At 58.9% G+C, this 26434-nt stretch carries 27 protein-coding genes; 4 read left to right on the top strand and 23 right to left on the bottom strand.

Features of this window, described 5'->3' with window-relative positions; translation table 11 throughout:
• Nucleotides 1-45: 45 nt before the first annotated feature.
• The 4 genes from NTD86_RS21610 to NTD86_RS21595 all read right to left on the bottom strand — a co-directional run bounded on the left by NTD86_RS21610 (nt 46) and on the right by NTD86_RS21595 (nt 4489).
• On the bottom strand, nt 46-870 hold the full coding sequence (locus NTD86_RS21610) for an ABC transporter permease (protein ID WP_262205569.1): 825 nt from the start codon (nt 868-870) through the stop codon (nt 46-48).
• Between the two features lie 2 nt (nt 871-872).
• Entirely contained in the window at nt 873-2129 is a 1257-nt protein-coding gene (locus tag NTD86_RS21605) for an ABC transporter permease (protein ID WP_262205332.1), read from the bottom strand.
• Nucleotides 2130-2139: 10 nt separating this feature from the next.
• Nucleotides 2140-3243 (bottom strand): ABC transporter ATP-binding protein, encoded by a 1104-nt coding sequence (locus NTD86_RS21600; RefSeq protein ID WP_262205568.1) that lies wholly within the window; start codon nt 3241-3243, stop codon nt 2140-2142.
• Between the two features lie 193 nt (nt 3244-3436).
• Nucleotides 3437-4489: an ABC transporter substrate-binding protein gene (locus NTD86_RS21595; protein ID WP_262205331.1), complete on the bottom strand. Its 1053-nt coding sequence runs from the start codon at nt 4487-4489 to the stop codon at nt 3437-3439.
• 191 nt (nt 4490-4680) lie between these two features.
• Between NTD86_RS21595 and NTD86_RS21590 the strand changes: the two genes are divergently transcribed.
• Entirely contained in the window at nt 4681-5508 is an 828-nt protein-coding gene (locus tag NTD86_RS21590) for a cupin domain-containing protein (protein WP_315974765.1), read from the top strand.
• 109 nt (nt 5509-5617) lie between these two features.
• On the opposite strand, the gene NTD86_RS21585 is transcribed toward NTD86_RS21590, so the two are convergent.
• The 8 genes from NTD86_RS21585 to NTD86_RS21550 all read right to left on the bottom strand — a co-directional run bounded on the left by NTD86_RS21585 (nt 5618) and on the right by NTD86_RS21550 (nt 11706).
• Nucleotides 5618-5821, bottom strand: a complete 204-nt coding sequence (locus NTD86_RS21585; protein ID WP_262205329.1) for a hypothetical protein — start codon at nt 5819-5821, stop codon at nt 5618-5620.
• Nucleotides 5822-5849: 28 nt separating this feature from the next.
• Nucleotides 5850-6053, bottom strand: coding sequence for a hypothetical protein (locus NTD86_RS21580; RefSeq protein ID WP_262205328.1), 204 nt, complete (start codon nt 6051-6053; stop codon nt 5850-5852).
• Nucleotides 6054-6093: 40 nt separating this feature from the next.
• Complete coding sequence (locus NTD86_RS21575; RefSeq protein ID WP_262205326.1) at nt 6094-6285, bottom strand: hypothetical protein; 192 nt, start codon at nt 6283-6285, stop codon at nt 6094-6096.
• Nucleotides 6286-6313: 28 nt separating this feature from the next.
• Nucleotides 6314-7213, bottom strand: a complete 900-nt coding sequence (locus NTD86_RS21570; RefSeq protein WP_262205325.1) for a LysR family transcriptional regulator — start codon at nt 7211-7213, stop codon at nt 6314-6316.
• Nucleotides 7214-7276: 63 nt separating this feature from the next.
• Nucleotides 7277-10297 carry an FAD-binding and (Fe-S)-binding domain-containing protein gene (locus NTD86_RS21565; protein ID WP_262205324.1) on the bottom strand — a complete coding sequence of 1007 codons (3021 nt, stop codon included), beginning with the start codon at nt 10295-10297 and terminating at the stop codon, nt 7277-7279.
• A gap of 291 nt (nt 10298-10588) precedes the next feature.
• The gene (locus NTD86_RS21560; protein ID WP_262205322.1) at nt 10589-11059 is read right to left on the bottom strand and encodes an FAD/FMN-containing dehydrogenase; all 471 of its coding nucleotides are present in this window, start codon (nt 11057-11059) and stop codon (nt 10589-10591) included.
• A gap of 89 nt (nt 11060-11148) precedes the next feature.
• A complete protein-coding gene (locus NTD86_RS21555) occupies nt 11149-11331 on the bottom strand; it encodes a DUF1289 domain-containing protein (protein WP_262205320.1) in 183 nt (60 codons plus the stop codon).
• Between the two features lie 3 nt (nt 11332-11334).
• The gene (locus NTD86_RS21550) at nt 11335-11706 is read right to left on the bottom strand and encodes a hypothetical protein (RefSeq protein ID WP_262205319.1); all 372 of its coding nucleotides are present in this window, start codon (nt 11704-11706) and stop codon (nt 11335-11337) included.
• A gap of 643 nt (nt 11707-12349) precedes the next feature.
• Here NTD86_RS21550 and mqo point away from each other — a divergent pair.
• Nucleotides 12350-13996, top strand: a complete 1647-nt coding sequence (mqo, locus tag NTD86_RS21545; RefSeq protein ID WP_262205317.1) for a malate dehydrogenase (quinone) — start codon at nt 12350-12352, stop codon at nt 13994-13996.
• An 87-nt stretch (nt 13997-14083) separates the two neighbouring features.
• On the opposite strand, the gene NTD86_RS21540 is transcribed toward mqo, so the two are convergent.
• The 8 genes from NTD86_RS21540 to NTD86_RS21505 form a co-directional block, all read right to left on the bottom strand.
• The gene (locus tag NTD86_RS21540; RefSeq protein WP_262205316.1) at nt 14084-14935 is read right to left on the bottom strand and encodes a CAP domain-containing protein; all 852 of its coding nucleotides are present in this window, start codon (nt 14933-14935) and stop codon (nt 14084-14086) included.
• Nucleotides 14936-14970: 35 nt separating this feature from the next.
• A complete protein-coding gene (locus tag NTD86_RS21535; protein WP_262205315.1) occupies nt 14971-15648 on the bottom strand; it encodes a GNAT family N-acetyltransferase in 678 nt (225 codons plus the stop codon).
• A gap of 105 nt (nt 15649-15753) precedes the next feature.
• Nucleotides 15754-16308 (bottom strand): UPF0149 family protein, encoded by a 555-nt coding sequence (locus tag NTD86_RS21530; protein ID WP_262205314.1) that lies wholly within the window; start codon nt 16306-16308, stop codon nt 15754-15756.
• Nucleotides 16309-16362: 54 nt separating this feature from the next.
• Entirely contained in the window at nt 16363-16707 is a 345-nt protein-coding gene (locus NTD86_RS21525) for a hypothetical protein (protein ID WP_262205312.1), read from the bottom strand.
• A gap of 124 nt (nt 16708-16831) precedes the next feature.
• Nucleotides 16832-17233, bottom strand: coding sequence for a hypothetical protein (locus NTD86_RS21520; protein ID WP_262205311.1), 402 nt, complete (start codon nt 17231-17233; stop codon nt 16832-16834).
• 51 nt (nt 17234-17284) lie between these two features.
• Nucleotides 17285-17920 carry a TetR/AcrR family transcriptional regulator gene (locus NTD86_RS21515; protein ID WP_262205309.1) on the bottom strand — a complete coding sequence of 212 codons (636 nt, stop codon included), beginning with the start codon at nt 17918-17920 and terminating at the stop codon, nt 17285-17287.
• A gap of 5 nt (nt 17921-17925) precedes the next feature.
• Nucleotides 17926-20337, bottom strand: a complete 2412-nt coding sequence (locus NTD86_RS21510) for a membrane-bound PQQ-dependent dehydrogenase, glucose/quinate/shikimate family (protein ID WP_262205307.1) — start codon at nt 20335-20337, stop codon at nt 17926-17928.
• A gap of 210 nt (nt 20338-20547) precedes the next feature.
• Entirely contained in the window at nt 20548-21516 is a 969-nt protein-coding gene (locus NTD86_RS21505) for a threonine dehydratase (protein ID WP_262205305.1), read from the bottom strand.
• Nucleotides 21517-21601: 85 nt separating this feature from the next.
• On the opposite strand from NTD86_RS21505, the gene NTD86_RS21500 reads away from it, so the two are divergent.
• Complete coding sequence (locus NTD86_RS21500; RefSeq protein ID WP_262205304.1) at nt 21602-22966, top strand: PLP-dependent aminotransferase family protein; 1365 nt, start codon at nt 21602-21604, stop codon at nt 22964-22966.
• Nucleotides 22951-23175, top strand: coding sequence for a hypothetical protein (locus NTD86_RS21495; protein ID WP_262205302.1), 225 nt, complete (start codon nt 22951-22953; stop codon nt 23173-23175). Before NTD86_RS21500 ends, NTD86_RS21495 begins: the two co-directional genes overlap by 16 nt.
• 647 nt (nt 23176-23822) lie before the next feature.
• Here NTD86_RS21495 and NTD86_RS21490 read toward each other — a convergent pair.
• The 3 genes from NTD86_RS21490 to NTD86_RS21480 all read right to left on the bottom strand — a co-directional run bounded on the left by NTD86_RS21490 (nt 23823) and on the right by NTD86_RS21480 (nt 26365).
• A complete protein-coding gene (locus NTD86_RS21490) occupies nt 23823-25106 on the bottom strand; it encodes an NAD(P)/FAD-dependent oxidoreductase (protein WP_262205301.1) in 1284 nt (427 codons plus the stop codon).
• A gap of 168 nt (nt 25107-25274) precedes the next feature.
• Nucleotides 25275-25964 carry an RES family NAD+ phosphorylase gene (locus tag NTD86_RS21485; RefSeq protein WP_262205300.1) on the bottom strand — a complete coding sequence of 230 codons (690 nt, stop codon included), beginning with the start codon at nt 25962-25964 and terminating at the stop codon, nt 25275-25277.
• Nucleotides 25964-26365, bottom strand: coding sequence for an MbcA/ParS/Xre antitoxin family protein (locus NTD86_RS21480; protein ID WP_262205299.1), 402 nt, complete (start codon nt 26363-26365; stop codon nt 25964-25966). Before NTD86_RS21480 ends, NTD86_RS21485 begins: the two co-directional genes overlap by 1 nt.
• Nucleotides 26366-26434 lie beyond the last annotated feature (69 nt).

Raw genomic sequence — 26434 nt, 5'->3', positions numbered from 1 at the left:
GTTGGCCCGGGAAGGTTGAAGGCGTTGCTAAGGCGTCGTGTGGCGTTATTGTTGTTTGATTTTCAGGGCCTCGTTGCGTCGTCGCAGGACTTCCAGGGTCAACAACATCAACACTGAAAGAATGACCATGATGGTGGCGACGGCGGCAATGTTGGGGCTGATGTTTTCGCGGATGCCCGAGAACATTTGCAAGGGCAGGGTGCGTTGCGAAGGGCTGGACAGAAACAGCGTGACCACGACTTCATCAAACGAGGTGGCAAACGCGAACAGGCCTCCGGAAATCACTCCCGGGGCGATCAGTGGCAAGATCACCTTGAAAAACACCGTTAGCGGCGGGGCGCCCAGGCTGGCGGCAGCCCGGCTCAGGTTGGTGTCGAAGCCCTGCAAGGTCGCGTTCACGGTGATCACGACAAAGGGCACGCCGAGCATGGCGTGCGCCAGAACCAGGCCGGTGTAGCTGTTGAGCAGTTGCAACTTGGCAAAGAAGAAGTACAAGCCCACCGCTACGATCACCAGCGGCACGATCATGGGCGAGATCAGAAACGCCATGATCAGGCCCTTGAACCGGAAGTTGCCCCGGCACAGGCCCACGGAGGCCAGGGTGCCGAAGATCATCGCCAGGGCGGTGGCCGCGGGCGCGATGATGAAGCTGTTTTTAAAGGCCTGGCGCCATTCCTGCGATGACATCAACTCCTCGTACCAACGCAATGAAAACCCGTCCATGGGGTAAGTCAGGAAGGATGACGAGTTGAACGACAGCGGAATGATCACCAGCACCGGGATAATCAAAAACAGCAGCACCAACAGGCAGAGCGAGACCAGTGCGAAGCGGGCCAGCTTTTCAGTTTTGGACGCATAAGGCTGCAGCATGGTCATGACCTCGCCTGGTGAGGGGTGGTGAGTTTGCCGTACACCCCATACAACAAGAGGGTGGCAATCAGCAGCAGGCTGCCGAGCGCCGAAGCCATGCCCCAGTTCACGGTTTTGTTGGTGTAGAACGCCACGAAGTAGCTGACCATCTGGTCTGCAGCGCCACCCACCAGGGCCGGAGTCACGTAGTAGCCAATGGCAAGAATGAAGGTCAGCAGCGCGCCTGCGGCCAGGCCAGCGAAGGTCTGCGGCACGTACACCCGCCAGAACGCGACAAACGGGTGGGCGCCGAGTGAAATCGCCGCCCGCACGTAGTTGCCCGGGATGTTTTTCATCACGCTGTACAGCGGCAAGATCATGAACGGCAGCAGCACGTGGGTCATCGCGATGATCACCCCAGTGCGGTTGAACACCAGTTGTACCGGCGAGTCGATCACCCCCAGAAACAGCAGCGAGCGGTTGATCAGGCCATCCGACTGCAAGAGCACCACCCAAGCCGCAGTACGGACGATCAGCGAGGTCCAGAACGGCAGCAGCACGCAGATCATCAGCAGGTTGCTTTTGCCCTCCGGCAAGGTCGCCAGCCAATACGCCACCGGGAAGCCCAGCACCAGACAGAGCAGGGTGACGACGCCGCCGATAAAGAACGTACGGGCGAAGATGTCGACGTAGATCGACTGGTTGGGATCGGCCTTGACGATGTTACCCGTGGCTGAGTCCACGCGATGGTCAAGTGCGGCCAACAGGAAGTACGGCGTCATGCTGGACGACGCCTGCTTCAGGGCTTTCCAGTAATTGAGCTCGCCCCAGGCACTGTCGATGGCGAGTAACGCATCGCGTTTGGACGCCACATCACTGGCCGGGAGGTTGCGCAGCGTTTTGTTGATGAGGGTCCGGTAGGCCGGGATCTCATAGCTCAGACGCTTGGAAAGCGCGCCAATCTGGCCGTTTTCCTTGGCGTTGTTCAGGTCGCTGACCAGCGCCGCGAAAGCCTGCTCGTTGGGCAGGTTTTTGCCTTTCCAGGCGGCCAATACTTCGACAGTGGCTGGCAGCGCGGTGTGCACGTCGGGGTTATCGACGCTGCGCGAGAGCAGGGTGCCAATGGGGAAGGCAAAGCACACCAGCACAAACACAAACAACGGTGCGATCAGCAGCAGGGATTTGAACTTGAAAGCGCGTTCGGATCTTCTGAGCTTGGCCCTGAGGTTGAAGGGCTGCTCCTTGGCCGGGCCTGACGGGATGGCGGCGGACTGACTCATGATCGACATCTCAGTGTGTGGTCACATCCAGAGCGCGAATGTGCTCTGGGGACCAGGAAAGTGAAATCGAACTGCCGACGGTCCAGCTGTTATTCATGTGTGCTGCGGGCAGCTTGACCATGAAGTCCGGTTGCCCGGCAATTTCGGTGATCATGCGTACGTGATCGCCCAGGTAGATGTATTCCAGAATGCGTGCGGTCAGTGGTGCGCTGCCGGCAGGGCCGACCATGACGCGCTCCGGGCGGATGCACAGGGCCACTTGATCGCCAGGCTGGGACTCGGCCACTGGCACTGCGCGGATCAGGCTGCCGTCTGCCAGGCGGGCCACGGCGTATTGTTCGTCGCGGTACACAAAGGTGCCGAGCAGGGTGTTGTTTTCACCGATAAATTTCGCCACGAAGCTTTTGTTCGGTGCCTCATAGATGGCTGTCGGGGTGTCGATCTGCTGGATCACGCCGTCGTTGAACACCGCCACGCGATCGGACATGGTCAGGGCTTCGCTCTGGTCGTGGGTCACATACACCACGGTCAGGCCAAGTTGTTGGTGCAGGTGCTTGATTTCCAGTTGCATGTGTTCGCGCAGTTGTTTGTCGAGCGCGCCCAGCGGTTCGTCCATCAGGACCAGTTTGGGTTCGAACACGAGTGCACGTGCCAGCGCGACACGTTGTTGCTGACCACCCGAGAGTTGGGCCGGGTAGCGTTTGGCGAAGTCGGTGAGTTTCACCATGTCCAGAGCGCGGCTTACCTTGTGTTTTTTGTCGACGCTGTTGATTTTGCGGACAGAAAGCGGGAACGCCAGGTTTTGCTCAATGGTCATGTGCGGAAACAGCGCATAGTTCTGGAACACCATCCCGATGTTGCGCTTGTGCGGCGGGAGGTTGTGCAGGGGTTTGTCGTTGAGAAAAATTTCGCCGTGGGTCGGCGTTTCAAAGCCAGCCAGCATCATCAGGCTGGTGGTTTTGCCGGAGCCGGACGGGCCGAGCAGGGTGACAAATTCGCCTTCTTTGATATCGAGGTTCAAATCCTTGACCACGGGGCGTATGCCGTCGTAGGTCTTCTGAATATTTTTAAAACTGACCAAGTGTTTCACGTATCCATCCTCACTTGAGAGCAGGCACACATAAGCTGCGCCGGGGTCGCCCGTTCACCGAACAAGAACAGACACCGGCGCAGCAATAACGACGCGGAACCTGCCACCGGTGGGGTGGGTGGCAGTGTTGCCCTGGGTGTGTTCGCGCTTCATTGCAGCCGCCACGCGGGTTTTCGTCCCGGCGACGCGCTGCGCTATGAGCCGCAAACAGCCCCGCTTACTTCTGCACGACCCAGGCGTTGAAACGCTCGGTCAGCGGTTCGATGTTGTCAGCCCAGAACTCGACATCGATTGGCAGCGACTGCGCGAGGTTTTCCGGGGTGGTGGGCAGGGTGTGTTTCAGCTCTTGGGGCACAAAGTTGTTGGCGTTTTTGTTGGTCAGGCCGTAGGCGATGTACTTGGGCAGCTTGGCCTGTTCTTCGGGCTTGCTGGAGAAGGCGATGAAGTCCATGGCTTCAGCCTTGTTGGCGCTGCCCTTGAGTACCGCCCAGGAATCGATGGCCGACACGCTGCCGTTCCACAGGAACTTGAAGTTCTTGCCTTCATTGGTGTTGAAACCGGTAATGCGGCCGTTGTACGAAGAGCTCAGCACGATGTCGCCTGCCGACAGCATTTGCAGCGGTTGTGCCGCGGCTTCCCACCACACGATGCTCGACTTGATAGTGCCCAGCTTGTTGAACGCGCGGTCAACGCCTTCAGGTGTGCGCAAGACGTTGTACACCTCGGAAGGCTTGACGCCGTCGGCAATCAGCGCGAACTCGAGTGCGTATTTAGGGCCTTTGCGCAGGCCGCGTTTGCCGGGGATTTTTTCCAGGTCAAAGAAGTCGGCCCACGAGGTCGGCTCGGTCTTGAGCTTGTCGCCGTCCCACGACAGGCCGGTGTTCCAGACGATGTTACCGACACCGCATTCGCTGATTGCTTCCGGAATAAAGTCAGCCTTGTTGCCGACTTTGGCCCAGTCTATTTTTTCAAACAGGCCGTTTTGGCAGCCCAGGGCGAGGTCTTCAGCTTCTACTTCAACAACGTCCCAGTTCGGGTTGCCGGCTTTTACTTTGGCGTCGAGTACGCCGACCCCGCCATCCCAGCTTTGATCGAGCACTTTTTTGCCGATTTGCTTGCCGAAAGGTGCAAAAAACAGCTCGCGCTGTGCGTCCTGAAAGTTGCCTCCCCAGGAGACAATCGTTAGATCACGGGCCGTGGCAACCTGGGAGGCTGCAAGTCCAATGAGGGCAAGTCCATATGCTGCAACAGCGTGGCGTGATTTATGCATTATTAGCCTCTACGCAGATGTTGTATTTTATCGGTAAAAATTTTTACCATTGAGGGTGGGCACAAGCAAGCTTTATTTTTGCTGAATGTAAAACCCAGGAATCGTCCGCCAGTCGGTAAGCGATTGTTTTTTCACGTCTAAAATTTAAAAAAAACTGACAAGTTCAGCTGGCAGTCTTTTTTTTAGCTAGAGTGTTAGAAGTTTTTTGCAGGGATGAGCCTTTTTTAAACCCTGTCGTTGTGCTGGGCCTGAAGTGTGCCGCAAGCGACGGGATCATCCAACCTGGTGCATTGACTTGTCTGTACCGCCTGAAAGAAATCGGTCATTCAAGGTTCAAATTAAACTTTGGCGCACTCGGGTGCCGTCTAGCTAAGGAATCAACCGTGACACACACATTGGCGACAGGCCGGAGCCCGCATGTTCAGGAAGCCCCACCTGAAAGCCCGCCAGAGGTTGTGGAGACAGCCTCCGTTGGCGCAAGGCTCAAGGCTCTGCGGCAAAGCCGGGGCCTTTCTATCAGAGGCTTGGCAGAGCTGGCGGGTGTGCCGCATGCCACGCTTTCCATTATCGAGCGAGATAAGTCCAGCCCGTCTGTGAGTATCTTGAAGCGTTTGCTTCGGCCTTTGAATGTCACCCTCAGCGTATTTTTTTCAGACTCGGCCGTGGTCGACCGTGCCGTGTTTTACAAAGCCAGTGATTTGGTCGAACTGGCTGATGGCAAGAAGCTATCATACAGACAAGTGGGGGCGAATCTCGAAAATAGTTCAATGATGATCCTTCATGAGCGTTACGAGCCGGGTGCGGACACCGGTGAGGAGGGCCAGGAGCTGTATTCCCACGACGCCGAAGAGGGGGGCATCATCATTGAAGGCCGCCTGGAAATGACCGTCGGCGATGAAATCCGGGTCCTGTCGCCGGGGGATGCCTACTACTTTGACAGCCGCCTGCCGCACCGTATGCGCAATCCGTTCGATGAGGTGTGCATTGTGGTCAGCGCGGTATCACCGCCGACCTTTTGATGCACAGCCCCGCCGAGCAAAAACTGTAGGAGCGGGCTTGTCTCGCGATCTTTTAAAAAGATCAAAAGATCGCGAGGCAAGCTCGGCTCCTACAGGGACAGTGAGAGGTTTAGTCCCAAGGCGAGGCCTTTAATTTCTGCTCCGGAAAATCCCTGAACACTTGTATCCGCATGCGCAATCCGTTCGATGAGGTGTGCATTGTGGTCAGCGCGGTATCACCGCCGATCTTTTGATGCACAGCCCCGCCGAGCAAAAACTGTAGGAGCGAGCTTGTCTCGCGATCTTTTAAAAAGATCAAAAGATCGCGAGACAAGCTCGCTCCTACAGGGACAGTGAGATGTTTAGTCCCACGGCGAGGCCTTTAATTTCTGCTCCAGAAAATCCCTGAACACTTGTATCCGCATGCGCAATCCGTTCGATGAGGTGTGCATTGTGGTCAGCGCGGTATCACCGCCGACCTTTTGATGCACAGCCCCGCCGAGCAAAACCTGTAGGAGCGAGCTTGTCTCGCGATCTTTTAAAAAGATCAAAAGATCGCGAGGCAAGCTCGCTCCTACAGGGGCAGTGAGAGGTTTAGTCCCACGGCTAGGCCTTTAATTTCTGCTCCGGAAAATCCCTGAACACTTGTATCCGCGGGCTCAATCCGTTCGATGAGGTGTGCATTGTGGTCAGCGCGGTATCACCGCCGACCTTTTGATGCACAGCCCCGCCGAGCAAAAACTGTAGGAGCGAGCTTGCCTCGCGATCTTTTAAAAAGATCAAAAGATCGCGAGACAAGCTCGCTCCTACAGGGACAGTGAGAGTTTTAGTCCCAAGGCGAGGCCTTTAATTTCTGCTCCAGAAAATCCCTGAACACTTGTATCCGCGGGCTCAAGTGCTTGCGGTTGGTGTAGATCAGGTAGATCGGCTCCTTGGCTGGGATGTCGAAGTCTTGCAACAGCGGCACCAGCTTTCCTTCCTTGATGTCTGCGCCGATATGAAACTGCGCAAGCTTGACGATCCCGCCGCCGCCCAAAGCGATGTCGCGCTGCAGGTCACCTTGCGCGAACACGGCCTTGGGCTTGGTTGCAATCATGACTTTCTCGCCATCGATCATGAATTCCCAGTTATTCCACACGCTGTTGAAACCGAAGTTGAAGCAGTCGTGGTTGAGCAGGTCTTCAGGATGCTCGGGGGTGCCTTTGCGCGCGAGGTAGTCGGGCGATGCGCAGATGATCCACGCACTTTCACCGATTTTGCGCGCGATGCGCGATGAGTCAGGCAGCACGCCGCTGTGGATGGCGATGTCGAGCCCTTGGTCGAAGTGATCGACATACTGGGCGCCGACCTGGAGGTCGACCGTGAGGCCTGGATAGGTCGCCAGAAACTCCGCCAGCCAGGGCACGATCTGATGCTTGGCGAAGGTGGTCATGGTGTGAATGCGCAGCGCACCGCTGACGCGGGTCGGGAAGGCCTCGGCCAGTGAGTCGGCCTCGGCCATGGCGTCCATGACTTTACGCGCGCTGACCAGATACGCCGCGCCTTCTTCGGTGAGTGTGAGGCTGCGCGAGCCGCGCTGGAACAGGCGCACGTGCAGGCGGTTTTCCAGGCGGCTGATCAGCTTACTGATGGTGGAGGGGGTGAGTCCGTTCGCCCTGGCTGCCACCGAGAAATTGCCGTGTTCGTGCGCCCACAGAAAGGCTTGCATCTGGGAAAAATTATCCATTTTTATTCTCATCGCAACGAATGCGAGCAGCCTGCCATCATTCACCGGCCCAAACAACTTGCCTCATTGGCGAAGGTGGCTCAGCAATGCCTGCAAAGGGTGCAGCAACGCTTTACCCGCATGGCGTTTGACCTGGCTGCGGCAGGAATACCCATCGGCGATCAGGTTGCCCGCCGGCAAGTGACGCTCCACCAGCGGCTGCCAGGACTGCGAGTAGATAATTGCCGAGGTCTTGGCGTTGCGTGTTTCGTGCCCGTAAGTACCGGACATGCCGCAGCAGCCGCTGGGTAGAACGTGCAGCGAGAGGCCGAAGCCCTCGAAGACTTTCTTCCACAGATCAACGCTCGCTGGCTCGTTGGTGCGCTCGGTGCAGTGTGGCAAGAACTGGAAGACGGGTTTGGGGCCGTCCTGCACAGAGGCAGGCAAGGCCGTTGCCAGCCATTCCTGCGGCAAGGCCACGTGTGGCGCCGTTCCCTGATCTAGGGTCTTGGCGTATTCCTGCCGATAGACCAGGGTCATGGCCGGGTCGAGGCCCACCAGTGGCAAGCCACTTTGCTGCAACGCCATCAAGCCCTTGGCGGTGTTGGCGGCGGTCTTCTTGAAGGCGCCAAGAAAGCCCTGCACTTGCAGCGGTTTGCCGTTGGGCGAGAAGGGCGCGAGGTACACCTGATACCCAAGCCGTGCAATCAGTTCGATCCATTGCGCGGCCAGTGGCGTTTCGAAATAGCGGGTAAAGGCGTCTTGCACCAAAATTACGCTGCGTTTGCGCTGCTCGTCCGTCAGTCGCGAGAGGGCCTTGGGCGTGGCGATCTGTACGTTCCATTGGGTGCAGACCTTGTGAAAATCCACCAGGCTCAACAGCGGGCTGTCGACCATGCCCACCACGCGCTCGAGCAGGTATTTGACCGGCGCAGCGCTCATCATCGCGTTATACAGCCTTGGGAAGCGCGCAATGTGCGGGATGCTGAACTCCAGCGAGCCGACGGCATAGTCCTTGAGCGGGCGCAGGTAGCGGCTGTGGTACAGCTCAAGGAAACGCGCCCGGAAGTCCGGCACGTTGACCTTGACCGGGCATTGCCCCGCGCAGGATTTGCACGCCAGGCAGCCGGCCATGGCGTCATACACTTCGTGGGAAAAATCCTTTTCGCCGAACCATCGGGCCAGTGAGTTGCGGGTTTTGCGCAGCACGCTGGTGGAGTAGTTGCCCAACACATCCACGCCCTGTGCGCCTTGCTGGCGCAGCCATTCGCGCATCAGTGAAGCGCGGCCCTTGGGCGAGTGAATGCGGTCGCGGGTGGCCTTCCAGGAAGGGCACATGGCGTCATCAGGATCAAAGTTGTAGCAGGCGCCGTTGCCGTTGCAGTGCACGGCGCTCTGGTAGCTTTGCCAGACACGCTCGTCGATCTGGCGGTCCAGGTCACCGCGCAGCGGCACTTCGTCCACGCGGGTGAGGCGGGCAGTGCTTAGCTGGGCCGGGGTGGCGATTTTGCCGGGGTTGAGCTGGTTGAACGGGTCGAACGCAGCCTTGATCGCCTGCAGTGCGGGGTAAAGCTCACCAAAGTATTTAGGCCCGTATTCGGAGCGCAGGCCTTTGCCGTGCTCGCCCCACAGCAAGCCGCCGTATTTGTGGGTGAGTGCGGCCACGCCATCGGAAATCGGTCGGATCAGCGCGGCCTGGCGCGGGTCTTTCATGTCCAGGATCGGGCGTACGTGCAAGACCCCGGCGTCCACGTGGCCGAACATGCCGTATTCCAGTTGGTGGCTGTCAAGCAAGGCGCGGAACTCGGCGATGTAATCGGCCAGGTTCTCCGGCGGCACGGCGGTGTCTTCTACAAACGGTTGCGGCCGGGCTTCGCCCTGGACGTTGCCCAGCAGGCCCACCGAACGCTTGCGCATGGTGTAGACGCGCTTCACCGCTTCGCTGCCGACCGCCAGCGTATGGCCCAGGCGGCGCACGCTGTGGTCGGTGTGCAAGTGTTCGATAAACTCATGCACGCGCTGTTCCAGGCGCTCGGCGTCATCGTCGCTGAATTCGATCAGATTGATGCCCAGCGTTGGGGTGTCCGGGTCTTGCGGGAAGTATTCGGCGACGCCATGCCAGACGATGTCTTTCATGGCCAGCATCAGCACTTTCGAGTCGACGGTTTCGATCGACAGTGGCTTGAGGGCCATCAATGCCTTGGCATCGCGCAGGGCGTCCATGAAGCTGGCATAACGCACATTGACCAGAATCGAATGCCGCGGGATGGGCAGGACGTTGAGCTTGGCTTCGATGATAAAGCCCAGCGAGCCTTCGGAGCCGCACAGCAAGCTGTTGAGGTTAAAGCGCCCATCCTCTTCGCGCAGGTGCGCGAGGTCGTAGCCGGTTAGGCAGCGGTTGAGCGGCGGGAAGATGGCTTTGATCAACTGTTGCTGGTTGTCGGCTATGTCCTGGGCGCAGCGATAGACCTCGCCGATGACGTCCTGGCGCGCTGCCTGCTGCCCGGCCTTTTCGTTGGCCAGCGCCTGGCTGTCCAGGCGTTGGCCACCCAATAGCACGGTCGACAGTTCGAGCACGTGGTCACGGGTTTTGCCGTAGGTGCAACTGCCCTGGCCGCTGGCGTCGGTGTTGATCATGCCGCCGATGGTGGCGCGGTTCGAGGTCGACAGTTCGGGGGCGAAAAACAGGCCGTGGGCTTTGAGTGCGGCGTTGAGCTGGTCTTTGACCACGCCGCTTTGCACTCGTACCCAGCGCTCTTGAACGTTGATTTCCAGGATGTTGTTGAGGTGCCTGGAGAGGTCGACCACCAACCCGTCTGTCAGTGACTGACCGTTGGTGCCGGTGCCGCCGCCCCGTGCGGTCAGCACGATGGAGCGGTATTCAGGCCGCGCCGCGAGGCGGGTCAGGCATTCGACGTCGGCGTAGTCTTTGGGGAATACCGCTGCCTGGGGCAAACGCTGGTAGATAGAGTTGTCGGTTGCCATCACGGTCCTGAGGCCGAAATCACTGGCGATTTCGCCCTTGAAGCCTTCCGTTGTCAGTGCGCTTAGAAAACGTTGATAAGCGTCATCAAGACGATGGAGGGGGGCGAGACGGGCGATCATCGGTGGTATTTCCTGCAGGCTAATTCATTTCTACATTCACTCGGCGCATGTTGCTGGCAGAGTCGCCCGCGCGGTGAAATTGATTTGGCAGGATTTTCAGGGTCTTGGAGCGTCAAGACAAACGTATAACGTGCAGCCTTTGCATGAGGTTTATGAATGAATGGCGTGTTTTTCGCTTCCTTGTAGTCGCTGAGCAAGCCTGAAGCTGCGATGGGGTGCGAAGCGACCGCCTTAAGGCGGCCCAGCACCCCGCATCACAGCCTCGTCAGCGACTACACGTACTGCATGCTTTTACTGGGCCGGGAGTTTTTCCAGGGCGGCACGCAGTTCGGCGGCAGTGGTAAAGGTCTGTTGTGACACGAGGGTGCCGTTGTCCAGTTGCAACCACAGCACCTGGTCGTCTGGGGCTGGGTACTGGGCGGCGATTTTACCGTCGCGGTCGAGGACGACGCGGTAGCTGTAGTCGCGCATTTTCGGGATGGCGATCAATTTGCCAATCAATGACGGCATGCCATGCACGTCGGCCAAAAACGCCACATGGCGTGCTTCAAGATAACCTTTTGGCTGGTCTTGCAATGCTGCCTTGACCAGTTTGGAGCCGTCCATGTTGCGCGCAACCAGCAACACATGGGTGTTGGCGTCCAGGGTGTAAGGCTGGTCGTGCTGGTCTTGCAGGGTCCAGGGCGCGAGGTGTTCACCCACCGTGGCCGCAAAGCTTTGCATCGACAGTGCGCTCAACAGCATTAAAAGTGCAATTCTCACCGTTCAATTTCTCCGTTTTTGAGTGGGTTGCCATCAGTAGCACCGCGCAGGGTAGCTCATTGCGCACGTAGCTCATGCGGCGGTGTATGTCAGGTGTTCTTCTTTTGCAGGCTTTTCAGGCGCGCGGTGGCGCGTTGTACGGCGGCCATTTTTTCCGGGCGTTTCATGCGCCGCCATTTGCGGATGTCTTCCTTGGTGCGACCGCAACTCACGCACAGATCGCCACTTAACTGGCACACCGCGATGCATGGGTTTTCAATCTCTTTTGCCATGGATCACGCCCGGCCCGGGGTTTTCTGCGCCAGGCGCTTGACCCAGTTGCCGCCACAGGCGCGCTGGCACTCGTCTTCGGAGTCAAAGAACACATGGTTGGCGACCTGGCGCACGTTGATATTGGCGTCGGCCAGCGCGTAGGTGGTGAGTTCGACCATGAAGCGCGCTTCGCCATCGGCCAGAGCAAAGTCTTTGCTGACCTGGGTGTCGAACACCCAGACCACTTTGAGGCTGGCAGGGAAGGCCTCGAAGTCCACAGCGTGGGTCAACCAGACAAAGCCCGGAATTTGCCCCTTGGCACGTTCACAGGCATGGGTCAGGTGCTTGACCAGACGGTTCTCGATCTGTGCCTGGTTGCGTTTGTTCAATGACATGGGTGAATCCTGTGGGCAGCGTTGGCAAAAGCGCGATTGTACGTGAAGTGTCGGGTCTTGATCGGCCTTGGCTCTGCAGGAATGTATCTGCGCGCGGTTGTGTGGCGTTGAATACAGGCTCGGGACGCTCATTTACACCCCGTAAACCCCGCTTCCTGGCCGGTTTTCGCCTTGCCGGCCTTCGTTCGAAAACAGTTCGTACAGCCCCTGGTTGTCTGGGCGCCGGGGAGGGCGTTTTTTGTACAAAATGCCACCTGAGGTAGAATGTCGCGGTTGCAACGCTGGCGCCCTCGGGTTTTGAGGACCCGGGCACTTTTCCTGGAAGGAGGTGCAAAGGGCAGCTAGCGTCAATGGAGTCGCAAGCAAGAAGTGTCGGGGGTGAAGGAGCTGGGCAGGTTGAACCTGTTATCGGCCACGCCCGCCACCTATCACATATGTCACCCAAGTAGCTGAAGCCAAAAGCAATAAAAGATCAGCGCCCAAGGTACATAAAAGTGAGGTCTATAGTGTGCATAGGCCTTATATATCTGCCCGATCAAGGCCTGATGAAGGGCTTGGTTGCAAACTGCCTGACTTGCAATCAGCCCAGTCCTGTTCAGAGCGCCGTGCCGGGTAGATGGCGTTTTATCTTAGGTACGACAACATGATAAAGAAGATGAACAAAGGGCTCATGGGCCTGGCGTTGACCATGGGAATAACGTCCGTGCACGCCGCGGAGCCAAAGAACGTTGATGTCTTACTGATTGGCGGCGGCATCATGAGCGCGACCTTGGGTGTCTGGCTCGACGAGTTGGAACCGGGCGTGTCCATGCAGATGATCGAACGTCTGGACGGCGTCGCTCAAGAGAGTTCCAACGGTTGGAACAACGCCGGTACCGGTCACTCTGCCCTGGCTGAGTTGAACTACACCCCGGAAGACAAAGACGGCAACGTTGAAATCCCCAAGGCCATTGAAATCAATGAAGCCTTCCAGGTATCGCGTCAGTTCTGGGCCTGGCAGGTCAAGAACGGTGTTCTGAAAAACCCGCGTTCGTTCATCAACTCCACTCCGCACATGAGCTTTGTGTGGGGCGATGACAACATCAAGTTCCTGAAGAAACGCTACGAAGCGCTGCAGGCCAGCCCTTTGTTCGCGGGCATGCAGTACTCTGAAGACCCGGAGCAGATCAAAAAGTGGGTTCCGCTGATGATGGAAGGGCGTGACCCGAACCAGAAAGTCGCGGCCACCTGGACGCCGATCGGGACTGACGTGAACTTTGGCGAGATCACGCGCCAGTTCGTGTCTTACCTGCAATCCAAGCCTAACTTCACCCTGAACCTGTCCAGTGAAGTCAAAGACATCAAGCGCAACGAAGATGGCACGTGGCGTGTGGTGTACAAAAACCTCAAGGACGGCACCGAAAGTGAAACCAACGCCAAGTTCGTGTTCATTGGCGCTGGTGGGGGTGCCCTGCACCTGCTGCAGAAGTCCGGTATCCCTGAGGCCCAGGAATATGCTGGCTTCCCGGTAGGCGGCTCGTTCCTGGTGACCGACAACCCGACCATCGCTGAACAGCACTTGGCCAAAGCTTATGGCAAGGCTTCGGTTGGCGCACCGCCCATGTCGGTTCCGCACCTGGACACCCGCGTGCTGGATGGCAAGCGCGTAATCCTGTTTGGCCCGTTCGCGACGTTCTCGACCAAGTTCCTGAAAGAAGGCTCGTACCTGGATCTGTTGACCAGCACTACGCTGCACAACATATGGCCAATGACCAAAGTCGGTATCGAACAATACCCGTTGGTTGAATACCTGGCTGGCCAGTTGATGCTGTCCGATGACGACCGCTTCAAGGCGCTGCAAGAGTACTACCCGGACGCCAAGCAAGAAGACTGGCGCCTGTGGCAAGCTGGCCAGCGTGTGCAGATTATCAAGCGTGACGAAGAGAAGGGCGGCGTGCTGAAACTGGGCACCGAGATCGTTGCCTCCAAGGACGGCAGCATTGCCGGTCTGCTGGGGGCATCGCCAGGCGCATCGACTGCCGCACCGATCATGCTGAACGTGCTCGAAACCGTGTTCAAAGACAAGGTGGCGACGCCAGAATGGCAGGCCAAGCTGCGTGAAATCGTTCCAAGCTACGGCACCAAGCTCAATGGTTCGCCTGAGCGTGTTGCACAGGAATGGGCTTACACCGCCGACGTCCTGCAACTGACCCCGCCGCCAGCCATCCCGGCTGCAACCGGTCATCAAGAAGCACCTAAGGAGCCGGCCAAACCTGCTCCAGATAACCCGGCGGCTGATATGGCGCTGTAAAAAAAAGCCCCGCTCAACCTGTTGAGCGGGGCTTTTGCTTATTTGCTGCGGCGTTTTATCGTCGCCACGTTCTTTTCGATCTGCGCGTTACTGGGTGCCGAACATCGCAGTCCAGTAGATGCCTGCATCACTTTTAGGGTCGACTGCATAGGCAGCGCCCAGCTCGCGAAATTGCGGGTTCATGATATTGGCACAGTGCCCGGGGCTGGCCAGCCACCCATCCACCACTTTGCGTGGGGTATCCAGACCCGCTGCGATGTTTTCGCCGATCTGTTGGGCAATGTACCCGGCCAGTTCGGCGCGATCGCCCGGTGTGCCGCCGGTTTGGTCCTTGTGGTCGAAGTAGTTGTTGTTGGCCATGTCACGGCTATGGGTGTTGGCGGCGGTGCCCAGGGTGGCGTTCCAGGTCAACGGGCCAGCGGCCGCGAACGCTTGGGTGCCGCACTGGCGTGGCTGGTTACGGGCACTGTTGATCAGTGCCAGGATGTTTTGGCCTTCTGTCTGGGCGTCGCCCAGGCGTGAGGTCAGCAATGGCCGCGCCAGAACGATGCGCCAGTCCTGGCCTGAATGGCTGACGCCGATGTCGACAAACTGCGGGTCGAGCACCACTTTGCAGAAACTTTCTCGCACGGCTTTCATGGCTGCCTGTGAGTCGCGGGGGCCGGACAGGTTGATCGCCTGTACGTTGACCATCGGGTAGGCGGCCTGGGCGAGCGCACTTTGCAGGTCGCCAAAACCATTGGCTGGCAGCACCAGACGGGTGTCGGAGGTCAGTGGCGGCAGTTCTTGCGAGGCTTGGGCATTGCACGGTTGGGCCTGGCTGCGATACGCGTTGATTGAATCGACCAGTTGCGATTCTTCGCTGGCCAAAACGGATGCGCTGAACATCAGGCCAAGGCTGAGCGCGGCAAGGCGATTGAAAGTGAAATGACGGCGCATAGCGTTCCCTCGGATCGGAATGCGCCCATCATGCGTTATTTCAGGCTGGCCACGAAAGCCTTGGCTTTGGCGGTGAGCTGGTCGATCTGGCGATCGCGCTTTTTTTCGGCCTCAATCATGGCTTTTTTACCGTTGCGATTGAGCAGGTAGGTATGGATCTGCCGCACTTCGGTGGACTGGTAGATCGCTGAAACGTCGAGCACGCCCATCAGCCCGTCTGAACTGTAATCGCGGGTATTGAGCAGCACTTGTGGGCCGCGGGTGCCGATGACGTGAAAGCCCATGGCTTGCAAGGCCGGGGCTTTGCTCACGCTGCAGGCCAGTTCGGTGTGCGGATAGCGGCGGATGACTTCGCTCAGCATCGTTTGCAACACGCCCGCATGGCGATGGCTGGACCGCTCGGCCATGTACGCGATGCCGCACGCTTGTGGGTCGTCCTTGAATGGCAGGTACAGGACAAACCCGGTGACGAGCTCCGGGTCTTGCTCATCTGTCGCGACGATCAGCTCAACCGCGATGCCTTTTGAGCCGTCGAGGGCTTGCAGGTACAGGTGCACTTCAAAGCCGATGGCGTATTGATAGATGTTGTACAGCAAGTTGCTCGGCGCGATTTCCATGGCGCTGATGTCGCTGAGGTGGTCAACGACAAGCTGCGTGATCTGTGCGTTGATCGGCTCGCTGATCGGCGTGTTGAAGTGGGTGAGGGTGGTCATAAGTCCGGTCTGCGAGGTAAAAACAGCCGTAGGAGCGGGCTTGGCCGGGATCGTCTGATCTTTTAAAAGATCGCGAGGCCAGCTCGCTCCTACACAGGGAGTGGCTTAGCGCTGGCTCAGCCAGTAGTCGTGCAATGCCCGTGCAGCCGGGGCCACTTCGGCCGCCTGTTGCTGGTGAGCCGCTACGTCGAGGTCTTCCGGCAGCTCGAAGTTGTCCTGTTCAGCCAGGTCGACGAGGGTGCTCAGCAAGCGGGTTTGAATGTCTGGCATGTCGGGCCACTGCGCGAGGGTCACGCCGCGGATATAGCCGAAGCACCATTCTTCAGCCAGGGTCACGTTTTGGCCTTGGTGCTCGGTCTCTTCAAAGCGTGGCACGAAAGCGCTGCTGTCTTCAGCCAGTTGCTGGGCCAGGAAGTTGTAGTGCCGGGTGGTCAGCTCAATGAAACGCTCGGCTTCTTCTAGGCTTTCCCAGTTGGGGTTCTGGTTGCCCAAGATCGCAGGAAACCATTCAGCAATGTCCACTTGTGTTGGGCTGGACACCAGGGCGGTGAAGAAACCGTCCAGTTCACAGGTGTTGAGGATGGTGTGATCGTCGCCGTATTTAAGCAGAACGTCTTCGATTGCCTCGAATTCTGCGTCATTCAGTGGCTGGCTTTGCATGGCGGGTTCCTTGGCAATGAGTCCTGAGTCAGCGCTACGTCAGACCTGTCAGGGTTAGTCGATCTGAACAATCGAATCGACTACATAGTATTTAAAGCCGGCTTTGGCCAAAGCTTTTTTCGCTTCCTGCTCGGCATCGAACCGGCTCAGCAATCGGGAGTCGTGTACAAACAGGGTTTCTTCGCCGTCATACACTTTGCTGACGTGCAAGGTGACCCGCAGCATCGGCCCTCGGCGCTTGACCGGCGCGCGTGGCGCAGGCTTGGGAGTGAGGGTAGCAGGTGTTTTGGGGGCGGCGGGTGCTGGGGGTGTGACGGGTGGAGCCGTTGGGGTTGGCGCTGCGGGCAGATCAAGGCCGAGCGCTTTACGCATTTCGTCCTCGGTGAATCCGGTACTCATGTTCTGGCTCTATCGTTATTAAAAAACGCGCTTATAAGTGATTGAGGGTGGTTAGGCAAGCAAAAACAGAGGCTTAGCTCGTTTATGGCTAAATATGTCGGGTGGTTCACTTTTTCCGAGGTGTTTAGGTGTCACGCAGCAGGTCGTGACTGTCGAGCAGCTTGTAAGCAATTTCTGGACGCTTCTCTAAAGCCCGGCGTATGGCCGCCGGAATCGCCTGCCGAGTCTTGCGGCACAAGCCGGGCTGTTCGGCAATGCGGATGTCGATACCGCGCATGGTCCGCACCTCATTGAAGCCGGGCTCAACCTGCACCTGAATCCCCAGTTGCTCGTACATGCGTCGCTGCATGCGCTCAAGATCGCTGAGGCTCTGGATGTTTTCCAGGTGTTGGAGCATGACTTTTTCGGCCTGACGCGTGAGGCTCAGGATGCGCAGGTCAGGGGCGGGCAGCGCCAACAGTTGCTCGCGCTCACAATTGCATGCGCCGGGAGGGCAGGGTTGGCGGACCGCGATGGAAGGGCTCATGGGCATGAGCATAGCCATATTGGCCCGGATTTGTCGCGTTGCGCGGCGTTCTCAGGGGGCCTTGAGGCGTCTGACCACCAGGGCGATCAGTTCGTTGATCATGGGGGCGAAGGCTGTGGCCGTGCAGGTTTGCCCCAGCATCACGGTGCGTGTGGTGAGGTGTGAAAACAGTGCATCGAACAGAATCGGCGGCAGTTCGGAGAACGAGCTGTTGGCCGCGATCAGTCCGCGATGGCGCTGTTCTTCAAGCAGGTTGAAGATCAGTTGGTGCCAGACCTTGGGGCCATGTTCGTACCAGGTTTGCCCCACCTGTGGGACGTGCGCCGAGCCATTGACCACCAGGCGGTAGAAAGCTACATGGCGCGGGCTGGTGACCACGGCGACGAGTTCTTCAAGGATCAACTCCAGGCCGCGGGTCAGTTCGATGCCCGAGGTGTTGAGTTGCTTGAGGTTGATGATGAAGTCTTCGCACAGGTATTCAACCACCGCCACCAGCAGGTCGGCCTTGCTGCCGAAGTAACGGTAGATCGTGGCTTTGGAGCCGCCAGCAGCGGCTACGATGGCGTCCATGCTGAGGCCATCGTAGCCCTGTTGCAAAAAGAGTTCACTGGCGGTTGTCAGCAAGTTGCGCCGCTTTTCCTCGCTCCGGGTCGGGGTTGAAGGGCTGGTGCGGTGCAACTGCGACATAAGAACTACTCTTTTTCAGGGAGCGCGTACGCTATCACGTAATCCCCGCGATCTGGAGACTGGCGTGCGCCACCGGCAACGATCACCACATACTGGCGACCGGTTTTAGGCGAGCGGTAGGTCATCGGTGTGGCTTGCCCCCCAACCGGTAGGCGGCCTTTCCAGACTTCCTTGCCGGTGGCCATGTCCATGGCCCGCAGGTAGTAGTCTTGCGTGCCCGCGTAGAACACCAGGCCGGAGCCGGTAGTGGCACCGCCGCCCAGGGTTGGCATGCCCAGCGGAATCGGCAGGTTGGCGCGAACGCCATTGATCACGGCGTCTTCAACGGTGCCGGCAGGGCGTTCCCAGACTTTCTTGCGGGTGTTCAGGTCGACTGCGGCGAACACGCCCCAAGGTGGGCTCTGGCAAGGGATACCCAGCGGCGAGTTGAAGCCTTTATGGTCGATCACAAAGGGGGTGCCTTCCATCGGGTAGGTGCTGCCCACGCCATGGCCGGATTTGAGGTGCGACAGGTCGACGTTTTCACGCGGCACCAACTTGACCACCTGCGGAATGCGGATGTCGTTGACGAACAGGTAACCGGTGTTCTCGTCGATGGCGCCGCCGCCCCAATTGAAGCCACCGTAGTAGCCTGGGTAAATCAGCGTGTCCTGGGTGCTGGGGGCCGTGAACTCACCGTTGTAGTTGAGCTTTTTGAAGTCGATGCGGCACATCAGCTGATCGAAGAACGTGGCACCCCACATGTCTTTTTCGGTCAGTGGATCGGCGCCGAAGGTAGGCATGCCCACCGAGTACGGCTGGGTTTTGGCGACCCAGTCACCGGCTGCCACATCTTGCGGCACGGGCTTTTCGACCACATCGGCAATCGGCTGGCCGGTGCGACGGTCGAGCATGAAGATCTGTCCGCGCTTGGTCAGCTGGACCAACGCCGGGATGGTGCCACCTTTGCCGTCCGGCACGTCATACAGCGACGGTTGCGCGGCAATGTCGTAGTCCCACAGGTCGTGATGTACGGTCTGGAAGGTCCAGCGTTCGCGGCCGGTGGCCATGTCCAGAGCCACTACGGCCGAAGAGTACTTCTCGGTCAGCTCGGGACGTGTGCCGCCCCAGAAGTCTGGTTGCTGGTTGCCCAGTGGCAGGTAGACCAGGCCCAACTCATCGTCGAACGCCGGGGTAGACCACATGTTGGGTGTGCTGCGGGTGTAGGTTTCGCCTTCGGGTGGCAGTTTGGTGATGTCCGGGTTGCCCAGGTCCCAGGCCCACACCAGCTCACCGGTGTCGGCGCTGAACGCGCGGATCACGCCTGAGGGTTCGTCCAGCGAACGCCCGTCAAACACCCAGCCGCCGAGAATGATCAGGTTGCGAGAAATGGTCGGGGCCGAGGTGTAGGCGTAGTACGGCACGTTCTCCATGACGCGGCCCAGACCCGTGGTCAGGTCGACCGAGCCGTGGTCGCCGAAGTCTTCACATGGTTTGCCGGTTTCGGCATCGATGGACACCAGGCGGGCATCCATGGTCACTTGCACAATACGCTTGGCGCAGCTGTTGCCCTGTGCCGGTTTGGCGGGCTTGAGGTCTGCAAATGCATACGGATGCTCAACCTTGGCCGGCTCGTAGTAACTCACGCCACGGCAGCGGTTCCAGGTCTTGGTGTTTTGCGCTTTTGGATCGAAGGTCCAGCGTTGCTCACCGGTGTCGGCGTCCAGCGCAATCACTTTGCTGGTCGGGGTGCAGGTGTACAGGGTGTCGCCTACCTGGATCGGGGTGTTCTGGTATTCCGACGCACCTTGGGCGATCTCGCCGGTGCGGTAGGTCCAGGCCACTTGCAGTTGGTCGACGTTGTCTTTGTTGATCTGTGTTTGCGGCGAGAAGCGCGTGCCGGCCGGGTTGCTGCCGTAATGGCTCCAGTCGGTGGCTTTATCGGTGCCTTTGACTTCAGGCTGGGCGGCCAGAGACGGCTCGCCTTCAATGACACCATGCGGGGTGAACAGGGCGTTGAAACCCACGGCCAGCACGCCGGCAAACACGGCCGCGCCGCCGTAGCTGGCTGCCCGGTAGCGGCCTTGGGTCAACCAAGGGTGCAGCAGCGAGGCCAGCAGGCCGATGACCAGGAACGGTGCCAGACGTGGAACCATTGGCCAGAAAGTAAAACCAACTTCCCACAATGCCCAAATGACCGTGGCCACAAAGACAATGCCGATAACCGCTGTTGCAGCGGGTTTTCTACGGACATACAGCACGCCGGAAATCAGCATGCCGACACCTGCCAGCAGGTAGTACCAAGAGCCGCCCAGCGTTGCCAATTGGGCGCCCATGATTGCCAGGAACAAGCCGCTCAGGCCGAGCAAAATCCCGAAGACCCCCAGAATCAGGTGTCTCCCTTTAGAGGCGGGTGCCTCCTGTTTAGCGTTTTTCATTACGGTATCCCTGAAGCCGGCAGTCAAGGCCTTTACATGCACTGCGAGCGTAGGTTTTAGAATGGTACTGTACGGTACAGTTTTTATTTTGAGCCTGTTTTTGAAACAAATAAAGACAATTTGTCGCAGCAGATGAATTTTTATTTATGGAAGCGGCTACGCCCGTAGCCGCTGAGGCGGTAAGAAGGCAGATCCGGGGATCAGAGGCATTCAGAGACTGGCGAGGTCTTCATCGAGGAGTGTCGCGTATAACTGGCGGTCGATATTGGCTCCGCTCAAAACCACCGCCACCCGGCGCCCTTGCTGTTGTGCCTGCTCTTTGATCAGCCCGGCCAGGGCAGCGGCACCCGCGCCTTCGGCAGTGTTGTGGGTGGTTTCGTGGTACAGGCGGATGGCGTGCGCGATGTCGTGGTCTGAGACACGAATCACCCGCGCGGCGCCCTGGGCAATGATGGACAGGGCATCGGGCTGAGGCTGACGACAGGCCAGGCCATCGGCGAAGGTCTGGGCGCTGTCGGTGCAGACCACACGGCCTTGCTCAACGCTCAAGGCATAGGCGTCAGCATGCTCGGACACCACACCGACAATCTCGGTGTCCAGGCCCAGCAGGTCACGGGCCTGGATCAGCCCGCAGATGCCTGAGCCCATGCCGATGGGCACATACACCGTGTGCAGGTCCTTGACCGCTTCGAACAACTCAAGGGCATAGGTGGCGACCCCGCGAATCAGGTCCGGGTGGAAGGCTGGCACCAGATGCAAATCATGATCGGTCGCCAATTCGGCGGCATGGCTGCGGGCTTCATCGAAGTCCTTGCCGTGCTCGATCACGCGGGCACCGAGTGCGCGCATGGCGGCGTTTTTTTCCCGCGAATTGCCTTCGGGTACCACGATGCTCAGCGCCAGTGCATTGCTGCGCGCGGCCAATGCCAGGCTTTGGCCGTGATTGCCCCGGGTGGCCGTAACCAGGCCTTTGATGCCCGGCTCCCGAGCAAGCAGTCCCTGCACGTAAAGCATGCCGCCGCGTACTTTAAACGCGCCAGTGGGGGTATGGTTTTCATGCTTGACCCATACCGTACAGCCCGTGTGCTCGGCCAGCAGTGGCCAGGCCAGTTGCGGGGTCGGGGGCATGTACTGGTACACAGTGGTTGCGGCAAGTCGAAGTGCATTGAGGTCAAACATGACACACCGTCATCAGGGGATTTGACTCGATTCTAGGGGCGTCGCATTGTATGGGCCGAGACTTATATTGCATGGCCAACAATAAATGTGGATTCCCGTCATCAACGACACGCCGCTACCGCGCTATCTGGCGCTGGTGGATGCCATTGCCCACGCCATAAGCTGTGGTGAACTCAAACCCGGCGAGCGTTTGCCGCCACAGCGGCGGCTGGCCTGGGCATTGGGCTGGAACCCCAGCACCACCATGCAGGCCTATCGCGAAGCGGCGCGGCGGCACTTGGTATCGGGCGAAGTAGGGCGCGGCACCTACGTGCTGTCGGGCAGCCAGGAAGCGACGTTGTTTCGCTTGCAACAGGTTGATGAGCACGCTGGGCACATTGACCTGCGTACCAATATCCCGGCGATAGACCATGCCAGCCAAAGTGATTCGCAGGCCGTGCAGTGGCTGCTGGAAACCCATCAGTCGATTCGCTTGCAGCATTACCTGAGTGCCGCCGACTTGCTCCAGGCCCGGGTGCTCGGGGCCAACTGGCTCAAGGCGCGCGGCCTGCCGGTGCCGCTGGATAACATCATGCTGTGTACCGGCGCCCAGCAAGGGTTGTTCACGGTATTGCTGTCGTTGTGCCAGGCGGGCGAGCCGGTGTTGGTTGAAGCGTTCACCGCGCCAGGGATCAAGGCAGCTTGCGCGCAACTGCGCTTGCCGATGCATGGCATTGCCATGGACGGGCAGGGCATCGTGCCTGACGACTTCGACCGTATCATTCGTGCGACTGGCGCACGCATTGCGGTATTGACCCCGACCCTGCACAACCCGACGTCGGCGGTGATGAGCGAGCAACGCAAACTGGCGATAGCCGCCATCGCCCGGAGACAGGGTGTCTGGGTTATCGAAGACGATGTGTATGGCGCGCTCACCGACAGCCCGCCGTTGTGCCATTACCTGGCGGACTTGGGCATCCTCGTCAGCAGCTTGTCCAAGACCGTGGCTGCCGGTGTACGTCTTGGCTGGATAGTGGCGACACCGTCATTGCTGGCGCGCATCGACCCTCATGCGCAATCGGCGCACTGGGGGCTGTCGCCTTTGTGTGTGGCGATTGCCAATCAATGGCTTAGCGACGGGACGGTGTTGCAGCGCGTGGCCTGGCAAACCGAAGAAGTGACCCGGCGCTGGCGCCTGGCGAAAAAACTGCTGGGCGCGGTGATGTACCAGACCGCTATCCCGTCGCCGCATATCTGGCTGACACTGCCTGCGGGCCCAGTGCCGTTTGCTGAATCCTGCCGAAAAGCGGGCGTGGATGTAGTCCCGGCGGAGGTATTTGCGGTTAAATCCAGCCCGCTCAATGCGGTCCGCATCAGCCTGACCGCAGCTTCGAGTACCCAGCGCCTCAAAGTGGCGCTGGAGCGGATTGCCCAGATGATTGACCAAGGAACCCCATGCGCAGAGAAATAGGCTACTGGCACCGCGAAGGCCGCGAGCTGTTTTACTACCTGGAATTCAAGCCGGAGACTGCCGAGTTCTACCTCACCTGCGAACACATCCCCGGCGAAGGTGAACCCAGCGTGCGCTCGGTCTTGCTGAGCGAAGCTCGGGGCGAGCGTTACTACGAAGACGCGCTGTTGATCATCAAAGAGGAACTGTTCAAGCAGTACACCGTGTAAACCACGGTTAAAGCAGGCCAGTAGGAGGGCCCGCCCTGTTTTGGACGCTGTGTGGTTGCAGATCAAGATCAAAAGATCGCGAGGCAAGCTCGCTCCTACAGGCCGCTAGAGTCATTGCGTCGGGTAGCAGACGGATATTTTCAGCATTCCCCAATCGGTTCCCTCTCCCTCGGGAGAGGGATAGCGGGGCTTCATGGATCAAGATCAAAAGATCGCGAGGCAAGCTCGCTCCTACAGGCCGCTAGAGTCATTGCGTCGCGTAGCAAACGGATATTTTCAGCATCCCCCAATCAGTTCCCTCTCCCTCGGGAGAGGGAGAGCGGGGCTTCATGGATCAAGATCAAAAGATCGCGAGGCAAGCTCGCTCCTACAGGACCTGGGAGTCATCGCGTCGGGTAGCAGACGGATATTTTCAGCATCCCCCAATCGGTTCCCTCTCCCTCGGGAGAGGGAGAGCGGGGCTTCATGGATCAAGATCAAAAGATCGCGAGGCAAGCTCGCTCCTACAGGCCGCTAGAGTCATTGCGTCGGGTAGCAGACGGATATTTTCAGCATCCCCCAATCAGTTCCCTCTCCCTCGGGAGAGGGCTAGGGTGAGGGGGCTCTTGGCACACAACCCAGATCAAAAGATCGCGTGGCGAGGTTGTTCAGCGCAATCGCTCAAGCATCTGGTAGTACCACATGCCCGCCGCCAGCATCGGGTTGCCGAATACGTCTCCCATGGGCACGCGGATGTGTTGGCAACCAGCGAAGGTGTCGAATTGTTCGAGCTGGCCGGTGATCGCGCGGCTCATGATTTCGCCCATGATGTGGGTGGTGGCGATGCCATGCCCCGAGTAGCCCTGGCAGTACCAGACATTGTCCGAGAGCTTGCCCAGTTGCGGAATGCGGTTGATCACGATGCCCATCGCGCAACTCCACTGGTAGTCGATCTTCACGCCTTTGAGCGCAGGGAAGGTCTGCTCGATGCACGGGCGCAATTCGCCGGCAATGTCGCGCGAATCTTTGCCGCTGTAGTTGGCTCCGCCGCCAAACAGCAGACGACCATCGGCGGTCATGCGGTAATAGTCGAGTACGAAGCGGCAGTCATACACGGCCAGGTCTTCGGGGTTCAATTGCCGCGCCAGGTCACCCAGCGGTTCGGTGGTGACGATGCCGCCCATGGCTGGGAAGATTTTGCCCTTGAGCTTGCCCGGCTCCAGCTTGTGATACACGTCGCCGGCCAGCAGCACCTGGTTGGCATCAATGCGCCCGTGTGCCGTGCGCACGCCTGGGGTGTCGCCGTGGATGATTTCCAGCACTTCACTGTGTTCGAAAATCAGCGCGCCCAGGCTTTCGGCAGCGCGGGCCTCGCCGATACACAGATTGAGCGGGTGCAGGTGCATGTTGCGCAGGTTCTTGATAGCACCGTAATACAGGTCGCTTTGCAGGATGTCGCGCACTTGGCTGCGGTCGAGCAGCGACACGTCATCGCCCATGCCACGGCGCACGGCTTCGTCGTAATCGGTGCGCAAGCCCTCCATGTGGCTGGGCTTGTAAGCCGCATGCAAATGGCCATGTTTGAGGTCGCAGGCAATGCCGTACTTCTCGACCCGCTGCTGGATGATCTCGTGTCCGCGCCAGCGCAATTGCCAGATAAAGTCATCGACCTGGCTGCCCAAGCGGCGGCGCATTTGCTTGCGCATCGCTTCATCGCCCGAGAGGCTGCCGGTCACTTGCCCGCCGTTGCGCCCGGTAGCGCCCCAACCGATCTTGTTGCTCTCGACAATGGCCACTTTCAGGCCTTTTTCTGCCAGCTCGACGGCGGTTGAGACGCCGGTAAAACCACCGCCGATAATCACCACATCGACCCGGTGCTGGCCTTGCAGCGTCGGGTAATCGGTTTCGTGGTTGAGGGTCGCGGTGTAATAGGAATTGCAGCGTTCAGTCATGGTGGCTCCGTTTTCTTTTTATCGGGGTGAGGCAGAAAGGGGGCTGTTAGGGGGATAACCCCTGAGGCGCCCGCGCCGGTCCTGCTCATCCACTTCGGCCATGCACTGAAGATAGGCGAGATGTGAGGGGTAAATAAACCCCTGTTACCAAGTTTTGCAGTGATGCGCTCAGAAGTTGATTTCGCTCAGTTGCAACACCCAGGCGATCGCCTGCTTTTTGTCATCCCACACATACCGAAAATGTGGGCCCTGCACCGGAATCGAGAGGGCAGGCGGGCGAAAGGCAGCCACGCACTGGTGGCCTTTGAGGCGCACGCTGTTGTACAGCAGGCCCCAGGCCAAGGCTTCGCGGTAGGGTCTGGCAAAGGCCTGCGCGACCGCGTAGCTGGCAGGCTCGGGTTGGTGCACGGAGGGTTCGTCACGCACATCAATCATTGGCTGGAGCACCTTGTTGACGTAGGTGCGCATCGTGATTTCGATGCTCGCCTCTTGGGTGGCGCGCCAGAATTGTTCCTGGTGAAAGCAGGTTTCTGCGATGGCGGCTTCGATGCTGTTTGCACAGTAGTACACGCCATAACTGCCGTCGGTAAAACGGCTGGCGCGCCCTACATGGGTGAACGCCGCCATGATCGGGGTCGACCCTTCGCCGCACAGGCGGTCTTGCACAAGTACGCGATTGAGCATTCCAGCCTGGTCGCGCAGCCGGTCATTGGTCAAACTTTCGAGGGCGAAAGCGATGTCCAGATCGTCTGGATCGAGAGTGTCTTCAAAGACCGACAGCGGCGGGAATGAACTGTTGATGATGCGAAAAGCGTTGCCCCATTCGGGCAGGACGGCCGGCAGGGAGGTATCTGGCATCAGCCACGCACCCCGTCCAGATAGCGCCGCACGTCAGCGAGATCGACCACTTGGCCGCCAAGCATATAATTGAGGGCACTTTGGCCATTGAACGGTGGCGCGGTATTAGCTTTGTGCACCCATTCATAAGCGCGCTCAGGCTGATTACTGAACAGGATCCGCAGTGCTTTGTGCACGCCCATGAGATAGGAAATGCGCTCAAGGGTGTCGTGGGGCAGGCGTACATTCGGCAGCTTTTTGTATTTGAAGTAGGTGGTGTTGCCGATAGAGCCGAGCAGGGTGCATTGCTGATCTTTGCTGCAGCCCCAATGCTCCATCAAATTGAAAAAGAAGGTCAGGGCCACGCGGCCTGCATCACCGCTGGTGATATCAGGTTGTGCGTTATGGGCGACTAAATGCATGACGGCCTCCAAAGTGTTGATACTTGTAAGCCTACACCGCATCTGGACAATTACAACCAATCTATTCGT

Source organism: Pseudomonas sp. 7P_10.2_Bac1, assembly GCF_025465935.1.
Lineage (GTDB): Bacteria > Pseudomonadota > Gammaproteobacteria > Pseudomonadales > Pseudomonadaceae > Aquipseudomonas.
This window is presented reverse-complemented; position numbering and strand designations above follow the sequence as displayed.

What these genes read in the sequence shown, in the direction of transcription:
- NTD86_RS21610 (WP_262205569.1), bottom strand. Translation starts at nt 870, where the DNA reads ATGCTGCAGCCTTATGCGTCCAAAACTGAAAAGCTGGCCCGCTTCGCA.
- NTD86_RS21605 (WP_262205332.1), bottom strand. Translation starts at nt 2,129, where the DNA reads ATGAGTCAGTCCGCCGCCATCCCGTCAGGCCCGGCCAAGGAGCAGCCC.
- NTD86_RS21595 (WP_262205331.1), bottom strand. Translation starts at nt 4,489, where the DNA reads ATGCATAAATCACGCCACGCTGTTGCAGCATATGGACTTGCCCTCATT.
- NTD86_RS21570 (WP_262205325.1), bottom strand. Translation starts at nt 7,213, where the DNA reads ATGGATAATTTTTCCCAGATGCAAGCCTTTCTGTGGGCGCACGAACAC.
- NTD86_RS21565 (WP_262205324.1), bottom strand. Translation starts at nt 10,297, where the DNA reads ATGATCGCCCGTCTCGCCCCCCTCCATCGTCTTGATGACGCTTATCAA.
- NTD86_RS21555 (WP_262205320.1), bottom strand. Translation starts at nt 11,331, where the DNA reads ATGGCAAAAGAGATTGAAAACCCATGCATCGCGGTGTGCCAGTTAAGT.
- NTD86_RS21550 (WP_262205319.1), bottom strand. Translation starts at nt 11,706, where the DNA reads ATGTCATTGAACAAACGCAACCAGGCACAGATCGAGAACCGTCTGGTC.
- mqo (WP_262205317.1), top strand. Translation starts at nt 12,350, where the DNA reads ATGATAAAGAAGATGAACAAAGGGCTCATGGGCCTGGCGTTGACCATG.
- NTD86_RS21540 (WP_262205316.1), bottom strand. Translation starts at nt 14,935, where the DNA reads ATGCGCCGTCATTTCACTTTCAATCGCCTTGCCGCGCTCAGCCTTGGC.
- NTD86_RS21535 (WP_262205315.1), bottom strand. Translation starts at nt 15,648, where the DNA reads ATGACCACCCTCACCCACTTCAACACGCCGATCAGCGAGCCGATCAAC.
- NTD86_RS21530 (WP_262205314.1), bottom strand. Translation starts at nt 16,308, where the DNA reads ATGCAAAGCCAGCCACTGAATGACGCAGAATTCGAGGCAATCGAAGAC.
- NTD86_RS21525 (WP_262205312.1), bottom strand. Translation starts at nt 16,707, where the DNA reads ATGAGTACCGGATTCACCGAGGACGAAATGCGTAAAGCGCTCGGCCTT.
- NTD86_RS21520 (WP_262205311.1), bottom strand. Translation starts at nt 17,233, where the DNA reads ATGAGCCCTTCCATCGCGGTCCGCCAACCCTGCCCTCCCGGCGCATGC.
- NTD86_RS21515 (WP_262205309.1), bottom strand. Translation starts at nt 17,920, where the DNA reads ATGTCGCAGTTGCACCGCACCAGCCCTTCAACCCCGACCCGGAGCGAG.
- NTD86_RS21510 (WP_262205307.1), bottom strand. Translation starts at nt 20,337, where the DNA reads ATGAAAAACGCTAAACAGGAGGCACCCGCCTCTAAAGGGAGACACCTG.
- NTD86_RS21505 (WP_262205305.1), bottom strand. Translation starts at nt 21,516, where the DNA reads ATGTTTGACCTCAATGCACTTCGACTTGCCGCAACCACTGTGTACCAG.
- NTD86_RS21500 (WP_262205304.1), top strand. Translation starts at nt 21,602, where the DNA reads ATGTGGATTCCCGTCATCAACGACACGCCGCTACCGCGCTATCTGGCG.
- NTD86_RS21495 (WP_262205302.1), top strand. Translation starts at nt 22,951, where the DNA reads ATGCGCAGAGAAATAGGCTACTGGCACCGCGAAGGCCGCGAGCTGTTT.
- NTD86_RS21490 (WP_262205301.1), bottom strand. Translation starts at nt 25,106, where the DNA reads ATGACTGAACGCTGCAATTCCTATTACACCGCGACCCTCAACCACGAA.
- NTD86_RS21485 (WP_262205300.1), bottom strand. Translation starts at nt 25,964, where the DNA reads ATGCCAGATACCTCCCTGCCGGCCGTCCTGCCCGAATGGGGCAACGCT.
- NTD86_RS21480 (WP_262205299.1), bottom strand. Translation starts at nt 26,365, where the DNA reads ATGCATTTAGTCGCCCATAACGCACAACCTGATATCACCAGCGGTGAT.